Here is a 17322-nt window from a genome sequence, read left to right on the forward strand (position 1 = left end):
CTCCTTCGCTCCTATGCAGCTTTGGATCGCTCGCCACCGACGCGCCGCAGCCACGTCTCCATCTCGATTGGTGCCGTTTTCGACTCCAGCCCGCGCAGGACAGTGAGGGCCAGGATGCGCATCGGTTCCTGTCGCTGCAGGTAACTCGACGTGTACAGCGACGGACCCGCACGGTCGGCGAGGCGGTTCAACTCCGCCGGGGCGACGCGGCGGGGATCCGCGAGCGTGGCCAGGGACACACCGCCGAACGCCTGCATAGACCTTCTCGTGCACGTGTCGACGACCGCCGGCAGCAGCGGCAGGCTGGCCTGGATGACGGCAGCCACTTCCGGGCGGGCTTTCGCGAGCGGGTGCCTCGCCATCCATCGGGCACCGAGAGCGTCCCACTCACCGGCGCCGAACCATGATCGGCAGAGTGCGACGTTGAACTGGACGCGAAGTGCGGCGATGGGATGGGGATCGCCGATCGGCATCCGGAACACGGCGCGCGATGGTCCGTCCACCACGGCCGACAATGCGGGGACGGGTGCGAATCCGAGCAGGACGAAGGCGTAGACGTCGGCGGCCACCTCGCTCGCCCAGTCGCGCCACGTGTCGGCGGCGAGTTCGCTGTGCGGCAGCAGGGTTTCGTGCAGTGTCGCAGCCAACTCTGTCTTCCAGCCGGTCAGGTGCGCCACCTGGTGCCCGGTCTCGTGGACCAGTGACGTGGGTTGCCAGAGATTGTGCCGCGTGATCTTGATGGCGGCCGCGGGTGACAGCGAAGCGTCCCAGAGTCGTGCGCCCGCACGAAGAATCGAGGCGCCCATGCCCTTGTCGAGGTACGTCAGCACCGGCGGGGTATCGATACCCAGCGGCCTGAGCACACGATCCATGCTGTCGACGGCTAGCGTGTCGAGACCGCGCAGCACCGCGGCGATGCGCGGATTGGTGCGGGTGTTGACGGCGTCCGAGTAGAAGTCGACCACGGCCTCGGCGCGAGCGTAGCGACGGCGCACGGCCAGCAGCTCCGATCGTGCTGCCTGTAGATCGGCGGCCGTCTGCGAGGCCTGCAGCGAGAACAAGACACGATCGGCCAGCGCAGTCAACCGCCTTGCCTGCGCCGTCAGACTGGAACGGACGCTCACGCCGAGGTAGGACTCGAGCTCCCTCCAGGCCCCGGCAGCCGCGCCGATGTCGAGATCGCCGAGCGCCGCGCATGCGCGGCGCCAGTGGCGCGCCTCGGTGCCGAGTGCGGCCGCCTCCGTAGTGAAGTCGCCCGGCATCACGCCGTCCCCGGTGTCGCGGCGACGGTCGGTGCGGGTACCTGCGACGGATTATCGGTCAGGCCGTCGAAGGTCACCGTAATCGTGACGCCATCCGCGGGGTCGGCAACAGCGGTTGCCAACTGAGCGCCGCGCTGGACGAGATAGGTCGAGATCCCTGTGGTCGTCGACCCTGCGATCGCGCCTGCCAACTGCGCCGCGGCAACTGGATCCTTGACGATCGAGGACTTGACGAGTCTGCGAGCGATCCGATACTGCAGCCGTGGCAGGACGACTTCGCGCAGCGCGGTCAGCACAGCGGGAAGATCACGCTGGCCTGCGGGTGACGACCGTTGAAGGCGAGCCTGGAGGCGGCGGGCACGACGCTCCGTCAGGCGGATCGCGATCCGCATGCGCTTGGTGGTGGGATCCCAGCGCACCGTGGCCGGTCTGCGCGGCCGACGCCCGCGACGGCTGGGAAGCTTGGCGGCGCGAACGCGGAAGTATCGCTGGCCGGGCACCGGGCGATACGAGCCCGCCCGGGTCACGACGCGTCGGCCGCGGCCCAACGCCGGTTCGCGAAGGAGCAGTCCTGCTGCCTCGGCGGTGAGCGGCTGGAACTCGTCCGCCGACGGAGCCTCGGCCGCAGGCAGCGTCTCGTCCCGCGTGAAGTGTCCCGGAACGGTGCCCGGCATCGTTTCGTAGAGGTCGATTTCCGCTTGCACCGGCCACTTGTCGACACCCCGGTCGAGGAGATACGACTCGAGGGTGCCGCCATCGGACCACCGCACGGCCCGCGCCACCTGCCGCGGAATCGGCACCGCGAAAACCTTTGTGTACTTGCGGAATCGGTAGCGCGGCCGGGTCGATCGCGGCATCATCACCCAGAATCCGCCCTCCTCGGCGGTCTCTCGCTCGGGAAGGTCCGACTTGAGCAGTCGATCGGGCAGGTAAGCAGCGACAGACTCCGCGAACGCACGCTGAACCGCCGCGGATACCTGCAGCGGGTCGGTGAGCGCCTCCTCGGGCAACTCGTCGAGCACACGCATCACGGTGGCCTCCACCGCCGAGGCCAGCGCTTCGCCCGGGATATCCTGTTCATAGTCCGCTGCCTCGAGGCCGAGCGCGGTGAAACCGACGTCGACCACGGCTCGGGCGATCATCTTCGATGGGTCCCGACCCGCAACCCGTGCGATCGTTGCAGCCGCCTTCCGGCCGATCATGCCTTTGATCAGCTTCGCCAGCGGCGAAGCGATGAGATTGATCAGCTTCCCACGAGCACCGGTTACCTTCAGGCCCAGTTTCAGCAGCGGTCGTATCGCCAGCACGACCGGAATGAACTGCTCGATCTCGGCGACCGGTGCGTCCGAGCCTTCGTATTCGCTCAGTTGCGTCGCGAGTCGCGCGCGGGCATCGTCGAGCTCGGCGACGACGTCCGCTTCGGGTTCGTCCTCGTAGGATTCGTCGAGCTCGGACGCGTCGACCTCCTCGCCGTCCGCGAGATAGAGTTGAAGCAGTTCCTGGTCGAATGCATGGGCCATCTCGGCCGCGGTGCCCATCTCGTCGACGCCGCCTTCGTCGGTCTCGCCGTCGGAGGCCTCACCGATCCCGAGGGCTTTGGCGACAACGGGTACAAGTGGTCGAACAGATGCCGGAAGGACGCGGGTCAGTGGCTTGATCAGCCTACGCACGACCCCTTTGAGCAGCGCCAGCCCTGCCTTCTTCAATCTCGCCAGAATCGGACCGAGCACGAACTTGCCGATGGTCTTGATGCCGCTCTTTATCGTGCGAAGGCCGCTCTTGGCGATATCGACGACGCCCTTGACCGGGTTCTTGACGAACTTGACGGCCTGGCGGATCTTCCTCTTGACGAATCTCGTCGCCTTCCGGACCAACTTGCCGAGGAAGTTTTCGAACGCCTCGGATTCGAACCCCGTCGTCGGCTCCAACGATTCGAGCAATTCGTCGAGTTCCTGCTCCGCGATGTCGTGGAGTTCGGCGCTCTCGAGCCCAGCTTCCATGCCGTCGATCGCGCGTTCCCATTCTGCGACGAGCGGAGCGATCCATTGCTCGACGGCTTCACGGGCCTCTGCCTCCGAAGGTGGGGCAGACCACTGCTGCGCATCGGCGAGGACACGGGCGGCGCCCTCGTTCAACAGCTGCTCGAGCGCGTCTTCGAAATCCTCGTCATGCAGCGACTCCAGGAAATCGGCGATCTCGTCGGCAGCGAGATCTTCCTCGGTGTAGGTGTCCTCCCCGAACGGGGATTCGGTACTGTAAAATCCATCGAAAGGCGCTTCACCGAATTCAGGAAGCACCGGTTCTTCGTCGCTGCTGCCGTCTGTTTCCAGAGGCGTGAGTCCAGCAAAGGGCGACGTGATGGCCTCCATGTCGCCGTCGGCCTCAACATAGGAGTCGATTCGCACCGTGCTCACCTCCGAGTAGCGGGTCTTCCAAACAACCCTGCGCGCCGCGGATGTGCGAGTGCGTCAATGCTTCGTATCTGCCCGCTCGGGGCATAGTTCGTGCAGGATCGCGGCGACCTGTCGGCATGCAGTATCGATGTCGGCGAACACCCATTCCCGGGACGCCGGATGTTGTGCGCCCGCGAGGACGCGGATGATCAACCGGTCGGAATCGCGCCATGCCCGCACCACGATCACGCGGCTGTCGTCGGCTATCACAGTCTCACCCTCATGCGTCGGCGTGCCGACGCGCGTCAACGGTCCGTCGGCGTTGACGATGTGTTGACGCGCACGCAGCGCTCCATCTGCCACACTTGTGTTCTCGGTGTCGTCCGCCCCACCGGCCTGGCGACGGAGGGAAATTCTGATGCCTTTGTCACGAGTCCCCAGCACGTCGATGGTCGTCGACAAGCATCCGACGGTGTCCCTTCTGGGTGGTTTCACCTTATGCGTCGACGGCGCAGGCTTCGCCGTGCCGATGCATTCTCGAAGGGTGCTGGCATATCTTGCGCTGGACAAGCTATCCGAACATGATTGCGACCGTGGGGTTCTTGCAGAGCGTCTGTGGCCGGACGCGCCGGCGGAGCGGTCGCGTGCGAGCTTGCGAACGGCTCTGTGGCGGATTCGCCGGGCGAGTCCGAGTCTGATCGTCGGCGGCAACGACCGAGTCATGCTGGCCGATGATGTCACCGTCGACGTGCACCACCTCCGCAGAGACGCGGAACGATTGTTGGCCGATGCCGTGGACTGCCCGCACGAACGCGCGCAACTGATGGCCCGCAACGCCGACCTGCTGCCTGGATGGGACGAGACCTGGCTGCTGCTCGCACGAGAACAGTTGCGGCAGTTACGTCTTCATGCACTCGAGGTGGCCGGCCGAAAGCTGGCCGCGAAGGGGCGATACCCGGAGGCGATCGACGTGATTCTGACTGTGGTCGCCGAGGAGCCGCTGCGGGAGTCGGCGCAGGCCGCACTCATCGAGGCGCATCTGTGCGAAGGAAATGCCGTCGAGGCCCGCCGTCAGTTCGACAGGTTCGCCGAAATGCTGTGGAGCGAACTCTCACTTCGGCCGTCACCCGAACTGTACGGCCGGGTGGGCACGCCGGTGCGCGCCGACTCCAACGCAGGGCGGCAACATGCTGATCAGAGGCGGGCATCGGCTGGCAGGTCGCGCTGAGCGGTGGTCAACTGCGCGTATACACAGATACCGGGTGTGGGGTGACAACGCCGCGCGTGCACCGCCGCCAGCAACGAGGAACCCCTCGGGTCGAACGGAATGTCTCGCCCGTGCCATTGCGCCGACAGCGTGCGCGTCCGTCCGGGTTCGAGGTCGAAGCCCGAGACCGCCGCCACGCACGGGAATAGGTCTGTCGGGTAGACAAAAGGCGCCGCGCTGCGGGGCCTTACAGCGAGGACGACTACGAAGTGATCGCACGAACCCGCGTCGGCGGCATTGTGCACTCGTACGTGGATCCAGTTGCCCCGCCCTGGTTTCGGGCGCTGGTGAACCTCCCCGTCGTCGTCATTGATTCGCACCCACACACGTTCGACTCGCAGCCGGGGCTCCGGAGTGGGATCGCCGAAGCCGTAAACGAATCGATGAAAGACGTCGACGATCTCTGCCACTCCGGACTTCGCGATCAGATGGCTTTCTAGCGCGGGCGTGGAGACCGAGTTCCGGCGCTGGGCTTCATACAGCTCCCGCATTGCCGCGCGCAGCCGGTCCGCTCCCATCAACGCGGCAATGCCGCGGAAGACTCGGCTTCCGACATCATATGAGGTCACGGGGGTAGCGCGCTGAAAGGGGTCTCGCGAGCACAGCTCTGTCGGCGGGGCGCGAGAATCGAGCGAGACGTATACACGGTCTGCGTTGTCGTGGAATCGGGTGAACGCCTCGTCCCACCAACCATCGGCCTGCGAGGCCGGTGCGACCCCGCGGGCGAACCACGAATGAAACAGCTCGTGCCCAATTGCCTCTGCGGAGGTAGTGGTGGCACACGCGTACTCCATGCCGCCCTCGGCGCCATGAAGAAGGCAGACGAACCGATCCCCGATGAACTCGCCGTAGCGCGTTTCGTAGTCGCACAATGACGACGCCAGCCGCGCCAGGCTGCTGGACAGATCATCGGGCCCCCCGACGAACTTCCATGCCTGGACGGCGATTTCGCGACTCGACCTCGGCAGGATCGCTTGGGCGACCCTGACCTGCACGGTGTCTACCGCATGCATTTCGACGAGCGGCGACATTGTCGTGAACCACTCAGGGAAGCGGACGGTCCATTGGTTGAAACCGGCGATCTCGATATCACCGTTGGTGATCACGACATGCTCGATCGGTGTCCTGTGTATCCGAACGCCAAGCGTGAAGGGAAAGTGATCGAAGGGCAGATTCGACGGAAACCAGGCCTCGAGGTATCGGCCCCCGTACAGATCAGACATGCCGAACGACCAGCGCAGCCGGGGGCCGGCAGACCACAGCAGCACCGGAGGGTAGGCACCCCGGAGATCCGCTGATGGCGTTCTCAACTTATAGACCACCCGCAGGCGGTGGATCGACCGTGCCCGCTGAAAGGTGTCGATCACTCGCACACTCTGTCCTGACGCACCGACATTTCGCGCCACAAGGACATCCGGATCGAGCAGGACGCCGTCGATCCAGCACTTCCCGACCGTCTGCCGCAGATCGAAGAACGGGTATCCGCCTGTTGGTCCCACCACGTAGGTCAACGCCGCGTCGACGACCGCCCCTGCGCTCGCCCCATCGAACGAAACGTCAGCGCCCGAATCCAAGATGTGGATCGGAACGATCAAGCGACCGTCGACGACTGTCGGTGGCGGCGCATTCTCGAAGACTGCAGAATCCATCCAGGTCCGTCCCGGCGCAGTGTGTGGGTGGCCTCCGATGTTGCACCACTCCCGTATCGGGTCGCGTCAACCGCTCGCGCGGCCAGTCAGAACCCCTTGTGGTCGGGCGGCCGACGGCCTGCTGACGAAGAGCCATACGATCTTTGCCACGGACGGCAGAGCCGAGTTCACTTCGAAGAGTCCGGACGAACGAAGGTCCCGCTCGCCGGCTGGGTGCGCGTGGCTGCGGCGCCGCCGGCTTCCGGCAGGTGCTCGGCGTCTGCCGCAGATCGATCAGGGGACTTCCTCTGACCTGGCCGATCACACATGTCATGGTTTGCTGTCGTCGTCGAGCTGTCAAACAACCGTATGGAGCTCGGCAATACGATCGGTACAACGACGCGGTCGGCCGCGATCGTAGCGTCGGCGGATATCTCATCGCCTCGATGTTCCGAAATCTGCATTCCGAGCACGTCAGCACCACGTTGCGACAACGCCGGGCATCAGATCTGCCGACGGACGCAGCCGCAACTCTGCCCAGAGATTGGCGGCAAACTGGTCGTAGCATCGCCGCGCTTCGGCGGCGTTTCCGAGGCCGAGGTGCGCGCTGATCAGCACCGCGTGCGCCGATTCACGCAACGGTTCCTCGGCAATGACCGGCAAAATCGCATCGATCGCTTGGGCGTGATGCTCATGCACGCACAGGTTGCGTGCCGCGATTTCCAGCGCATGCAGCCGAAGCAATCGCAACTGTTCACGAAATAGCACCAGCCAATCCTCGTCCCACGTGCTGAGCAAGTCGGGCCTTGCCTGGAGCAGTCGGATGTCGGCCGGCTGGCACTTGATAGCTCCGCTCAGCAGTTGCTCTGCCCGTGACCTGAACTGATGCACGTCCACTTGCAGAGCGTCTGTAACGCTGACCCGCTCTTTGTCACAGAACACGAGCCCGGCACCCGCACGATTTATCCGCCACAAAGCGGTTCGCAGGCTGGCGCGGGACCGCTCGAGTGACGAGTCCGCCCACAATTGCTGCGCCACAGTTGTTCTGTTGCAATATTTTTCGGCCATCTTATGTAAGGACAGATACACGAGCACACGCCGGGCATGCATCGGAAGGATAATGCGAGCGCCCGCGACCTCGAGCTCGAACGCTCCGAACAGCGTCAGGCATGACCGGTCCGCTTCTGCCGCACGCACGCTCTCAACGGTTGATGCGATCTCATTCTCGACGACGGGTGTCGGCCGATCGGTGCTCATCGCAGCCCTCCCACAGAGCCCTGCACAAGTGAATAAGACCCGACTGCTATCAATGAGACGGTGGGTGAACGGAATTTGTCAAGGCGATGAGGCCAATGGGAGTTGCGGCGACTGGATCCACCCACCTCGGCAAGTCCGGTTCGACAGGTAGGCGGGGGCGGTCGATCGCAGTGGGAAGCCGCCTCCCGACCGGGACTATGAGCTTCGGCGGTCTGACACCATAGAGGCGGATGATCCGACTCCGCAGAAAACCCATGCAGATTACCCGGTCGAAAACAGCACAGACCTTCGTGCTGGTGGTGGTGATGGGGCGTCAGTGCGGCGCTGGGCCGACAGGTACCACACACTGTTGTTGAGACCTCGCCGAGCCGTGAGGCCTGGCGCCGCTCTGCATACCGGAATCACGGTAGACGACGGGGAGACGTCTATTCATACACCGCCGCTAAATAGCCTTGCTATCAGTAGCGTTTGACGCCAACGGCAGGGTTCGACTGACTGGAACGAGCGTAAGGTGGTCGCAGGTTCAAATCCTGTCAGCCCGACAGAAAACCCCTCCGACCTCGGCCGGAGTGGTTTTCTCGTCCCCGAGATTTGACGTGGTTTGCCCAAACTACACAGAAACTCAACAGTTTGGATTCTGATCAGGTGTCCAGCATGCTGACGCTGCGCTCCTAGTAGCTGACGTCTGGGTGGTCAACAGTCGTCGAGTTGGGGGGTACTGCTCGCGTGTGCTGTCGGTGAAGCGGTAAAGGTCTAGCACGGCGTTCGTGTCGAGCACGACGAGGCCTTCTGTGACGAAACGTCGCAGTTCGCCGTCGGTCGGCGGGTAGTAGCTCGCGAATTCCGATCGAAACGAGGAGCTTGCGGTGGCATCGTTCGAATGCTTGTCGGCACTAGAGGAGTTCGGCACTCCGCCACCCTACGGCCAGACCCCGACACAGCGGAGCCGATGCAATACCGACAGCGCGGCGGCTTCACCTGATTGACGGCACAGTCGGAGGCGAAGCGGCCGTGCGTGTTGGTCGGCTGAAGGTGAGTATCTCCGCGTGCTCGGTTCGGCCTGGGGGAGATGGGCCGGACCGGCATGCGCTCGGGTAAACGGCCGGGGCAGGCCAGCACATGCTCGCCCGGTACGAGTGCTTCGCACACTACGCCGGGCAGCGCCCAGTGCGCCTCCCGACCGCACGCCTGACGTTGGCTCTGGGCGTACCCTGCCCCAAGTGCGTCACCCCGCCAACGCTGTTGCCTTCAGAGGGCCGGGCGGGGATGGGCCAGCTTGCTGAGAAAGGTGTACTTCGACAGGTGGCTCGGCTCCGCCGGGATCGGTTGTTCTGCCAGGTGGCGGATGGTCCAGCGGCGGAGGGAGCCGAGTTCATCGATCATCTCGCTACGGCGGTCACGTTCGCTGCCACGGGACCGGAGGTATTCGATCTCGAGCTGCTGGAGTGCCGTGCCGGGATGCTCTGGGAATACGCAGCGGTCGGCCATGATCGAGTAGATGTGTCCGGTGTTGACGCTTTCGACGTTGTTGTCGAACCAGGTACGGGTGAACTCCCCGAGGTAGCTGACGTCGAGGCCTAGGCGTCGGTGCAGGTAGGACTGCATCTGCGCGATGTCGGTGTGTTCCTCAGGGACAATGTTTTTGGTTTCGAAGCGGGCGAATCCGTCCTGTGTGAACCGTTTGCGTTTGATGACGTGACCGCCCGCCCGGCGGGGGATGAACGATGCGTACCCGCAGTCGGCCGAGGTCGGTCCGGTGACCTCGAACATGTAGTTGTGGAACTGCCCCATCTCGAAGGCGTTGGCGAACTCGGGTCGCAGGTACTCCGGTTCCCCGCAGCCGATCTCCTCGGCAATGCCCCGGGTGAGCGTGTCGATGTCGATGTCGATGTCGATGTCGGGGTCGAGGGTGAACTTGTGCTCGTACTCCACCCCGGCGTCGATGGTGAAGTACCAGCACTCGTGGCTGCCACTGTGGCCGAGAACTCCGGCAGCCGGTACACGACTTCGGCCAGGACCGCCGCCGAGGGCTCCTTCGTTGTGGCGCGGCTGATCTCGGCGAAGCTGAAGACGTGGGCGATCTCGCCGACGGGTGGAAGAGCCCCGCCTCGTCGTTGATGCGGGAGAGCACGTACACCAACCACCCAGCACTGCTGCCGGAGGTCTGCGCTGAGAACGGCCAGCGGCATCGATTCTCGCCGCGCCGCTCCCTCGACGCCGGTCGTGTTGGAGCGCTCAAAGCAGCTGAGAACCGGTGTGACGGTAAGAAGAGTGAGGGCTGGTCTGCTCGGCCCAGTTGACCATGGCGGTCGCATAGCCCGGTCTGGCTGTCACCGGCTGCACTTGGAACATGGTGTCGGTTCTCTCCCTGTGTCCGGTAGCGGGTGTGCCAGGTGCCGGTGAGCAGCCAGCAGGATGCGTAGGCCATGGTCGACCCCCAGGGTCAGTCGCGGGTGGTGAGACGGCGGGCGGAGTTGAGTGCGACAAGCGCAGCGAGACGGATACTGAGGAACGCGAAGGCGACAGGGACGAGGATGCGCCGCCAGCCGGTGCGGGTGCGGACGTAGAACAAGGCGGCGCTGCGGTGGTGGTGCCACAGGGGTCGGTTGCGCCGGAACTTGCCGGACTGTCCGCCGTGGTTGGTGACCCAGGCAGGGCCGGACAGAACGGTGGTGTACCCGTTCTCGCGCAGGCGCCAGGCGAGGTCGGCGACTTCGAGATACATCCAGTAGCGGGGGTCGAAGCCACGTATCTGCTCCCACAGAGGGCGTTTCATCATCAAGGAGCAGCCCGAGACCCAGTCGACGACCTGGTCGGCGTCGGGGCGGCCGATGGCGGGGCCGAAGTATTCGGCGCTGGCGGAGTTGCTGCCGGGCCGCAGCACGCTCATGACGGCGTGGCGGGCGGCGAGGGTGGTGGAGGGGAAGCGGCGGCCGTTGGGGTAGGGCTCGCCGGCCGGAGTCTGGATGCGGGTTCCCACGACGCCGATCTGTGGGTCGGCGAGGGTGGCGATCATGGCGTCGAGGGCCTTTCCTGCGTCATGGGGGGCCGCTCGACCACGTCGACCACGTGTCGCCGGTTGCGCCCGGGTTCAGTGCAGCAGTGCCGTGCGTTGACCGTAATACGCTGTCCGCCAGGACAATCAATACCGGTCAATTGTTCAGGACTGGGTCGCGGTGAAGCCGATCCACATCGCCGACCACCAACATGCCTGGGAGAACAGGGCGGTCAGCACACCGCGCAGAACGAGTGCGAAGCCTAGTTGGCGGCCCGCCGCGACCATTTGCCGTTCGAGCGCCATCGCTTGGATCCCGTTGGCCAGCAGAATCGCGACCAGAGCCAGCTTCACGCGCGTGGCGAGTATCTCGAATTCGGGTTCGAGCAGCATCCCGCTGCCCCAGACCCGCGAGGCCGACCCAGATCGGCAGATGCAATCGGCCGATGTCGCGCAGCATCTGCGCGGTCGTCACCCGCCGGGTCAGCCACAGCAGGGCCGAAAAGTCGCCGACCAGCACTGCGCCCAGCCCGACGACCAGCGCTGCCAGGTGGACGAACATCGCGAGGCGATGCAGTTCCGGACTCACATCCAAGCGGCTCGACACCCAGATCGCGGCCGCGAGAAGCCCGCCCGCCGACAGCGTTGCGAGCGCCACCGCACCGCCACTCCGGCTCGCCGCCGCTGCTTTCCCGACGTCGATTGACATGACGCCTCGTCCTCTCCCTCAGGCAGACCACGTATGTCAGCCAGTGGAACAGGCGCCCGCGTTGATCTCCGCAGGTTCGGTCAACCGTCCGGCAATCAGCCCAAGCCGTCGAGGAATTCGCGAACGTCCTCGGCGTCGGGAACCTGTAGCGCTCGCCACCCGGCCAAGGCCCGCCGAGCGTGGTGGCGGGCGAGATCGGTGTCGCCGAGATCGTGGTGGGTCCGCGCCAGGCCCTCCTCGGCCCGTGCTTGCTCGGACCGGTTGCCGTGGTTCTCGGCCAGCCGCAGCGCGGCGGTGTGGTCGGCGAGCGCCCGCTGCGGATCGCCTGCCGCCCTGGCGGTTTCGCCGAGACCGTTGATCGCGGCCGCGCGATCATGGTGGTCGCCGAACTCTTCGTACAGTTCCGCGGCCTGCCTGTGATGGTCGAAGGCCGGGCCGATCCGGCCGTCGCGGCGGTAGACCAACCCGATGTGATCGAGCACCAAGGCTTCACCGCGCCGGTTGCCCAGCTCGCGGTGCAGGGTGAGGGCTCGGCTCAGGTGGTCGGCGGCCGCCGCGGGCATGCCGCACCGATCGAGGATGACGCCGAGGTTGCCGAGCACGTGCGCCTCGCCGACCCGGTTGCCCACCGCGTGGGTGAGTTCGAGAGCGCGGCCGAAAAGCTCTCTGGCCGACTCGAAGTCGCGGCGACGTGAGGCGACGTTGCCCAGGGTGTTGTAGGCGCGGGCCTCCTCGTAGGCTATGCCGGTCGCCCGGCATAGCCCGACGGCCCGCCGGGACAGCGCTTCGGCCTCGTCGTAATCCCCGCGGCGCCACGCGGTCCAGCCGAGATCGGTGAGAGCGCGGGCTTCGCACGTCCGATCGCCGAGGCGGCGGCCCGCCTGAAGCGCGGCGCCGTGCAGGATGGCCGCATCGGAGTGGCGGGAGTTGCCGTCCAGGTACGGCCGCAGGGTGGTCGCCAAATCGCCGACCCGCGTCGGCCATTCGCAGCGGGCTGCGGTGGCGGTCGCTGCGACGAGGTTCTCGCGTTCGGCGTCGAGCCAGCGCGCCGCCGCGGTCTCGTCCGGAAATTCCGTAATCGCGCGGGCCGGCTCCGGCAGTTCCGGGCGCTGGTCGGCGCCGTAGGGGAAGAGCAGATCGACAGCGGCGCGAGCGTGGTGCAGGTAGTGCTCGAAGAGCCCGGCGGTGGCGGCTCGCCGCACGTCGGTGTCCTCCGCGACCGTCGCTGTGCTGTGGGCGAATTCGCGCAGCAGATCGTGGAAGGTGTAGCGGCCGACTTCGTGCTGGGCGAGCATGTGCGCGTCCAGCAGGTCTTCGAGGTGGTCTTCCGCCTCGTTCACCGAGAGGCCTGCGAGCGCGGCCGCGGCGTGCGGCTCGATATCTCGTCCGGGATGCAGACCGAGCAGCCGGAACATCCGTTGCTGGGCGGGGGCGAGCTGCTCGTAGGAGAGCGTGAAGGCCGCCGCGACACCGCGGTCGGCGGTGGCGAGTTCGGCGAGCCTGCGCCGTTCGTCGCGTAGCCGGTCGGCCAGGTATTCGACGCTCCAGCGCGGTCGGTGGTGCAGCCGTGCCGCGGCGATGCGCACGGCGAGCGGCAGGAAACCGCAGAGCTGGAGCACATCGAGGACAGCGAGTGGTTCCGCGTCGGCGCGTGCCCCGACAATCCGGCCGAACAGCGCGATGGCGTCCTCGGCGGGCAGCGGATCCAGCGAAAAGGACCGGGCGCCATCGAGATCGATCAGTCGGCGTCTGCTGGTGATCAGCAGCAGGCTGGACGAAGCGCCGGGCAGCAACGGCCGGACGTGTTCGGCGTCGAGGGCGTTGTCCAGCACCACGACCACGGAGCGGGTGGCGAGTTCTGCCCGCCACAGCGCGCCGCGGTCCGCATCGGATGCCGGGATGCGTTCGGCGGGAACGCCCAACTGGCGCAGCAGGACTTCCAGCGCCGCACCCGGCTCGACCGGATGGCTGCCCGGGGTATGGCCTTGCAGATCGACGAAGAGTCGTCCGTCGGCGAAGCGATCGCCGAGCCGATGCGCGGTGTGAATCGCCAAGGTGGTCTTGCCGATTCCGGCCATGCCGTCGAGCACCACGATGGTCGCGGACGGTCCGTCGCCCGCGTCCCGGCCGGTGAGCCGGTCGAGTTCGTCGGTGCGTCCGGCGAAGTCGGGGATGTCGTAGGGGAGGAAATCGGGACGGCGCGCGATAGACGGCGACGTCTCCGCATCGTGGATATCGATCGTGTTGCCGCCGTGCGGATTTGCGGCGACGGGACGGTGGATCTTCACGCTGACCGGTTCGGTCGATGCCTCGGCTCCGGCGGGACCGTCGACGACGGTGGCGGCGTGCGGTTCGGCAAGGGCGGTGTCGATCGGCGCGGCTTGGGGAAGCATCAACGCCCGATCATCCTGGAGTACCGCCTGTTCCAGCGCCAGAAACGCGCGGCCGGGGTCCAGCCCTTGCGTGTCGGCCAGCGCCGTGCGGAAGGCGCGGGCGGCGGCGAGTGCATCGGCTTGCCGACCGGATCGGTGCAGGGCGAGGACCAACTGGGCGTGCAGCCGCTCCCGCAGCGGATCGGCCGCGGCGTGGGCGACGAGTTCGTCGAGGATCTCCGCGTGCCTGCCGAGCGTGAGCTCCAGCTCGAGCAGACGCTCCAGGGCGCCGATCCGCTTCTCCCGCAGTCGAATTCTGGCTCCCGCCACGTAGTCGGCGTTCACGTCGGCGAGCGCCTCGCCGTGCCACAGTGCCGATGCGGCGCGCAGCGTGCGCACGGCGGCCCGCGGATCGGTCGCCGCGCTCGCTCGCCCGCGTGCGACCAGGTCGGTGAACTCGGTGAGGTCGAGCTGACCCGGCCCGGGTTTCAGCACATAGCCCGCGGTGCCGCGCGTCTGCAGCAGCTCCGCCGCGCCCACTTGGCGCAGCACCCGGCGGATGGCGGTGATCGCGGCGTGGATCTGCGAACGCGCGGTGTCGGGCGGCCGCACGCCCCACACGGCGTCGGTGATCTGCTCGGCGCTGAGCACCTGGCCCGCGTGCAGCAGGAGATAAGCCAGGACGGCCCGGTGTCGCGGTGCGGTGCCCGTCAGCGCGGTGCCGTTCACGGTGATGTCGACAGCACCGAGAACCCTGAACCGCATACCTTCTCCCGCCTCCTATCGAGCACCCATAGCGGAGGCATCGCGAATCTATCAACTCGGCGGCACAGAGTAGTCGCCATGCCAGGACTTCCTCTCATCGAACCGGAGATCGCCGCGGGCCCGACCGCGGCATTGTTCGACGCGGCGCAGGAGCTGTGCGGCCTCACGCCCAATCTGATCAAGACGATCGGCAACAGTCCGCCCGCGCTGCGCGGCTACGTCGAATTGTCGAAAGCATTGCGCGACAGCGCAATCGCCGAGGCAACGCGGGCCAGGATCGCGGTACTCGTCGCCCAGGAGAACCGCTGCGACTACATGCTGTCCGCCCATAGCTTTCTCGGTACCCGCGTGAGTGGTCTCACCGATCGGGAGGCCGCCGCCGCGCGTTCCGGTGTCGCCGCCGATGCGAAAGCCGCGGCGCTGCTGGCCTTCGCGAGCGCCGTGGTCCGCGGCCGTGGCGCCGTCACCGACGCCGAACTCGCCGCCGCGCAGGAAACGCTTACCGCCGCCGAGCTCGTCGAGGCGGTCGCGCAGGTCGCTCTCGGCGTCTTCGGTAACTACGTGGCGCTGGTCGGGCGGGTCGCCAACGACTGGCCGCTCGTCCGTCACGACGTCCGGCCGGACGAGTCCTGAACCGCCGATTTCCCGCTCTTGTCACAGTCTTCCGCCCCGTCTCGTCATACCGGTACGGGGCGGCCACCCACCGAAAGATCCGAAACTCCGAAAGGAACACTGACCATGAGTACACACATCGCGACCCCGGACTCGCTGCCCGGCGCAACCCCGGCGCACGGCGTGCGGGCACTGATCGACTCCGTCGCAGGCACCTCCGCGGCATCGCGCACCAAGTTCGCTGTCTTCGCCGCGACCACCGGCCTGGTGCTGACCGAGTCGGTGGTGGGCGCGTACTGGGATCTGGCCCGCATCCCGTACGTCGAGGAGACCTTCGCCGGGCTGCGCTACCCGATGTACTTCGCGACGATCCTCGGTGTGGCCAAGGTCGCCGCAGTCGCCGCATTGGTGGTGCCGGGATTTCCGCGGCTCAAAGAATGGGCTTACGCCGGACTGTTCTTCGTCTACGCCGGTGCGGCCGCCTCCCATCTCGCGGTCGGCGATCCGACCCCCAACACGGTGTCCCCGCTGGTCTTCGCGGGGCTGACGCTGGCCTCCTGGGCGCTGCGCGCCCCGGCCCAGCGCGACCCGAAGCCGTTGTCCCGCGCGCTGAAGTTCCGTCGCGCCTAGTTCCGGTGGGGGCGCGGTCTCGGCGACCGCGCCCCGCACGATTCGTCTACTACTGAAAGTTGAGAAAAGACAATGTCTTTCGAAGTTCTGCGCGACGCGGTGCGTGGCCGGGTGCTGCTCCCAGGTGACGGGGGATTCGACGGAGCCGCGCGGCCGTGGAACATCACGGTCAGCCAGCCGGTGGCCGCGGTGGTGGAGGCGGCCGACGCCGCCGACGTGGCCGCCGTCGTCACCCATGCGGCGCGGGCGGGTGTGCCCGTGGTGGCGCAGCCGACCGGACATGGTGCGGCAGGCGGGATCTCGGAAGCGATCCTGCTGCGCACCGGGCGGCTCGACGGCGTCGAGATCGACGCCGAACGGCGGATCGCGAAGGTCGGCGCGGGCGCGCAATGGGGTGCGGTGCAGGCCGCGGCCGGTACGCACGGGCTCACCGGACTGGCGGGCAGCAATCCGGTGGTCGGCGTGACCGGCTACACGCTCGGCGGTGGCCTGAGCTGGTTCGGTCGCAAGTACGGCTGGGCGTCGGATGCGGTGCGCGCCTTCGACATAGTCGACGCGACCGGTGCCGCGGCGCGGGTGACGGCCGACGACGATCCCGAGCTGTTCTGGGCGTTGCGCGGCGGCGGAGGCGATTTCGCCGTGGTGACCGGACTGGAGTTCGACCTGTTCCCGGCGCCCGGGCTCTACGGCGGCCGGGTGATGTGGCCCGGCACCCGCACCGCGGCGGTGTTCGAGCTGTTCCTGCAGCTCACCTCGGACGCGCCCGCGGAACTGTCGGTGTGGTTCCACCGCTTCCAATTCCCGGACGCGCCGCCGATGGTTGCGCTGGACGCCGCCTACCTGGGCGACGCGGAAGAGGGCCGGGCGCTGCTCGCCGCGCTGGACGCGATCGGCGGCGCCGTCACGGATACGCGCGGCGCGCTGGCGGTGGCCGACCTCGGCGCCATCACCGCCGAGCCCACCGATCCGAGCCCCTCGCTGTCCCGCGCCGAAATGCTCACAGCACTCGACGACGCGGTCGTCAAGACCGTGCTGGAAGGCCCGGTCGCCCCGCTGGTCGACATCCAGATCCGCCACCTCGGCGGCGCTTTGGCCGCCACCCGCCTCGGCGGCGGCGCCCGCGGTCCCGTCGCCGAGCCCTACCTGCTGTATCTGCTCGGCCTCGGCCTGCCGCACCTCGCCGACGCGGTCAAGGGCCGCCGACGCGAGATCGTCGACGCGCTCGGCGGCAGCATCACCGGCCGCAAGCCCTACACCTTCCTCACCCCGGAGGAGACCGCGGCGAGCGCGTTCGACGCGGGGACGCTGGCCAGGTTGGGGGAGATCAAGCGGGCGCGGGATCCGCAGGGGGTGATCCGGTCGAACTACCCGGTGCTCGGATAGGACTCGGCGCCGAGCGACCGCAAGCCGGAGACCCTTGTGGCTCTGCGGC

General features: G+C 66.9%; 14 protein-coding genes. 5 read left to right on the top strand and 9 right to left on the bottom strand.

Annotation, left to right across the window (positions count from 1 at the left end):
• Window positions 1-11: 11 nt before the first annotated feature.
• From ACFWF2_RS24735 to ACFWF2_RS24745, 3 genes are all read right to left on the bottom strand, one after another.
• On the bottom strand, window positions 12-1262 hold the full coding sequence (locus tag ACFWF2_RS24735; protein WP_379309826.1) for a hypothetical protein: 1251 nt from the start codon (window positions 1260-1262) through the stop codon (window positions 12-14).
• Window positions 1262-3667 carry a hypothetical protein gene (locus ACFWF2_RS24740; protein ID WP_379309827.1) on the bottom strand — a complete coding sequence of 802 codons (2406 nt, stop codon included), beginning with the start codon at window positions 3665-3667 and terminating at the stop codon, window positions 1262-1264. The genes ACFWF2_RS24735 and ACFWF2_RS24740 overlap by 1 nt, the downstream gene beginning before the upstream one ends.
• Before the next feature lie 63 nt (window positions 3668-3730).
• A complete protein-coding gene (locus ACFWF2_RS24745) occupies window positions 3731-4117 on the bottom strand; it encodes a hypothetical protein (protein WP_379309828.1) in 387 nt (128 codons plus the stop codon).
• On the opposite strand from ACFWF2_RS24745, the gene ACFWF2_RS24750 reads away from it, so the two are divergent.
• Complete coding sequence (locus tag ACFWF2_RS24750) at window positions 4104-4883, top strand: BTAD domain-containing putative transcriptional regulator (protein WP_379309829.1); 780 nt, start codon at window positions 4104-4106, stop codon at window positions 4881-4883. The two genes, ACFWF2_RS24745 and ACFWF2_RS24750, sit on opposite strands and share 14 nt — an antisense overlap.
• On the opposite strand, the gene ACFWF2_RS24755 is transcribed toward ACFWF2_RS24750, so the two are convergent.
• The 5 genes from ACFWF2_RS24755 to ACFWF2_RS24775 all read right to left on the bottom strand — a co-directional run bounded on the left by ACFWF2_RS24755 (window position 4850) and on the right by ACFWF2_RS24775 (window position 11156).
• Window positions 4850-6571, bottom strand: coding sequence for a hypothetical protein (locus ACFWF2_RS24755; protein WP_379309830.1), 1722 nt, complete (start codon window positions 6569-6571; stop codon window positions 4850-4852). The two genes, ACFWF2_RS24750 and ACFWF2_RS24755, sit on opposite strands and share 34 nt — an antisense overlap.
• Before the next feature lie 453 nt (window positions 6572-7024).
• Window positions 7025-7807, bottom strand: a complete 783-nt coding sequence (locus ACFWF2_RS24760) for a BTAD domain-containing putative transcriptional regulator (protein ID WP_379309831.1) — start codon at window positions 7805-7807, stop codon at window positions 7025-7027.
• A 1248-nt stretch (window positions 7808-9055) separates the two neighbouring features.
• Window positions 9056-9739, bottom strand: coding sequence for a hypothetical protein (locus ACFWF2_RS24765; protein ID WP_379309832.1), 684 nt, complete (start codon window positions 9737-9739; stop codon window positions 9056-9058).
• Window positions 9740-10250: 511 nt separating this feature from the next.
• Complete coding sequence (locus ACFWF2_RS24770) at window positions 10251-10823, bottom strand: glycosyltransferase family 2 protein (protein WP_379309833.1); 573 nt, start codon at window positions 10821-10823, stop codon at window positions 10251-10253.
• A 144-nt stretch (window positions 10824-10967) separates the two neighbouring features.
• Window positions 10968-11156 carry a hypothetical protein gene (locus ACFWF2_RS24775; protein WP_379309834.1) on the bottom strand — a complete coding sequence of 63 codons (189 nt, stop codon included), beginning with the start codon at window positions 11154-11156 and terminating at the stop codon, window positions 10968-10970.
• 4 nt (window positions 11157-11160) lie between these two features.
• Here ACFWF2_RS24775 and ACFWF2_RS24780 point away from each other — a divergent pair, with 4 nt between their 5' ends.
• Window positions 11161-11508 (top strand): hypothetical protein, encoded by a 348-nt coding sequence (locus ACFWF2_RS24780; protein ID WP_379309835.1) that lies wholly within the window; start codon window positions 11161-11163, stop codon window positions 11506-11508.
• Between the two features lie 98 nt (window positions 11509-11606).
• Here ACFWF2_RS24780 and ACFWF2_RS24785 read toward each other — a convergent pair whose 3' ends face one another.
• On the bottom strand, window positions 11607-14648 hold the full coding sequence (locus ACFWF2_RS24785) for a tetratricopeptide repeat protein (protein WP_379309836.1): 3042 nt from the start codon (window positions 14646-14648) through the stop codon (window positions 11607-11609).
• A 78-nt stretch (window positions 14649-14726) separates the two neighbouring features.
• On the opposite strand from ACFWF2_RS24785, the gene ACFWF2_RS24790 reads away from it, so the two are divergent.
• The 3 genes from ACFWF2_RS24790 to ACFWF2_RS24800 all read left to right on the top strand — a co-directional run bounded on the left by ACFWF2_RS24790 (window position 14727) and on the right by ACFWF2_RS24800 (window position 17273).
• Window positions 14727-15281 carry a carboxymuconolactone decarboxylase family protein gene (locus ACFWF2_RS24790; RefSeq protein WP_379309837.1) on the top strand — a complete coding sequence of 185 codons (555 nt, stop codon included), beginning with the start codon at window positions 14727-14729 and terminating at the stop codon, window positions 15279-15281.
• A 105-nt stretch (window positions 15282-15386) separates the two neighbouring features.
• A complete protein-coding gene (locus tag ACFWF2_RS24795) occupies window positions 15387-15890 on the top strand; it encodes a DoxX family protein (RefSeq protein ID WP_379309838.1) in 504 nt (167 codons plus the stop codon).
• A gap of 72 nt (window positions 15891-15962) precedes the next feature.
• Window positions 15963-17273: an FAD-binding oxidoreductase gene (locus ACFWF2_RS24800; protein WP_379309839.1), complete on the top strand. Its 1311-nt coding sequence runs from the start codon at window positions 15963-15965 to the stop codon at window positions 17271-17273.
• Window positions 17274-17322: the final 49 nt, after the last annotated feature.

This window comes from Nocardia sp. NPDC060259, assembly GCF_042728775.1.
Taxonomy (GTDB): Bacteria; Actinomycetota; Actinomycetes; order Mycobacteriales; family Mycobacteriaceae; genus Nocardia.

Bases quoted from the DNA above. Each gene is read 5' to 3' on its own strand.
- ACFWF2_RS24735 (WP_379309826.1), bottom strand. From the start codon at position 1,262: ATGCCGGGCGACTTCACTACGGAGGCGGCCGCACTCGGCACCGAGGCG.
- ACFWF2_RS24750 (WP_379309829.1), top strand. From the start codon at position 4,104: ATGGTCGTCGACAAGCATCCGACGGTGTCCCTTCTGGGTGGTTTCACC.
- ACFWF2_RS24755 (WP_379309830.1), bottom strand. From the start codon at position 6,571: ATGGATTCTGCAGTCTTCGAGAATGCGCCGCCACCGACAGTCGTCGAC.
- ACFWF2_RS24760 (WP_379309831.1), bottom strand. From the start codon at position 7,807: ATGAGCACCGATCGGCCGACACCCGTCGTCGAGAATGAGATCGCATCA.
- ACFWF2_RS24770 (WP_379309833.1), bottom strand. From the start codon at position 10,823: ATGATCGCCACCCTCGCCGACCCACAGATCGGCGTCGTGGGAACCCGC.
- ACFWF2_RS24785 (WP_379309836.1), bottom strand. From the start codon at position 14,648: ATGCGGTTCAGGGTTCTCGGTGCTGTCGACATCACCGTGAACGGCACC.
- ACFWF2_RS24790 (WP_379309837.1), top strand. From the start codon at position 14,727: ATGCCAGGACTTCCTCTCATCGAACCGGAGATCGCCGCGGGCCCGACC.
- ACFWF2_RS24795 (WP_379309838.1), top strand. From the start codon at position 15,387: ATGAGTACACACATCGCGACCCCGGACTCGCTGCCCGGCGCAACCCCG.
- ACFWF2_RS24800 (WP_379309839.1), top strand. From the start codon at position 15,963: ATGTCTTTCGAAGTTCTGCGCGACGCGGTGCGTGGCCGGGTGCTGCTC.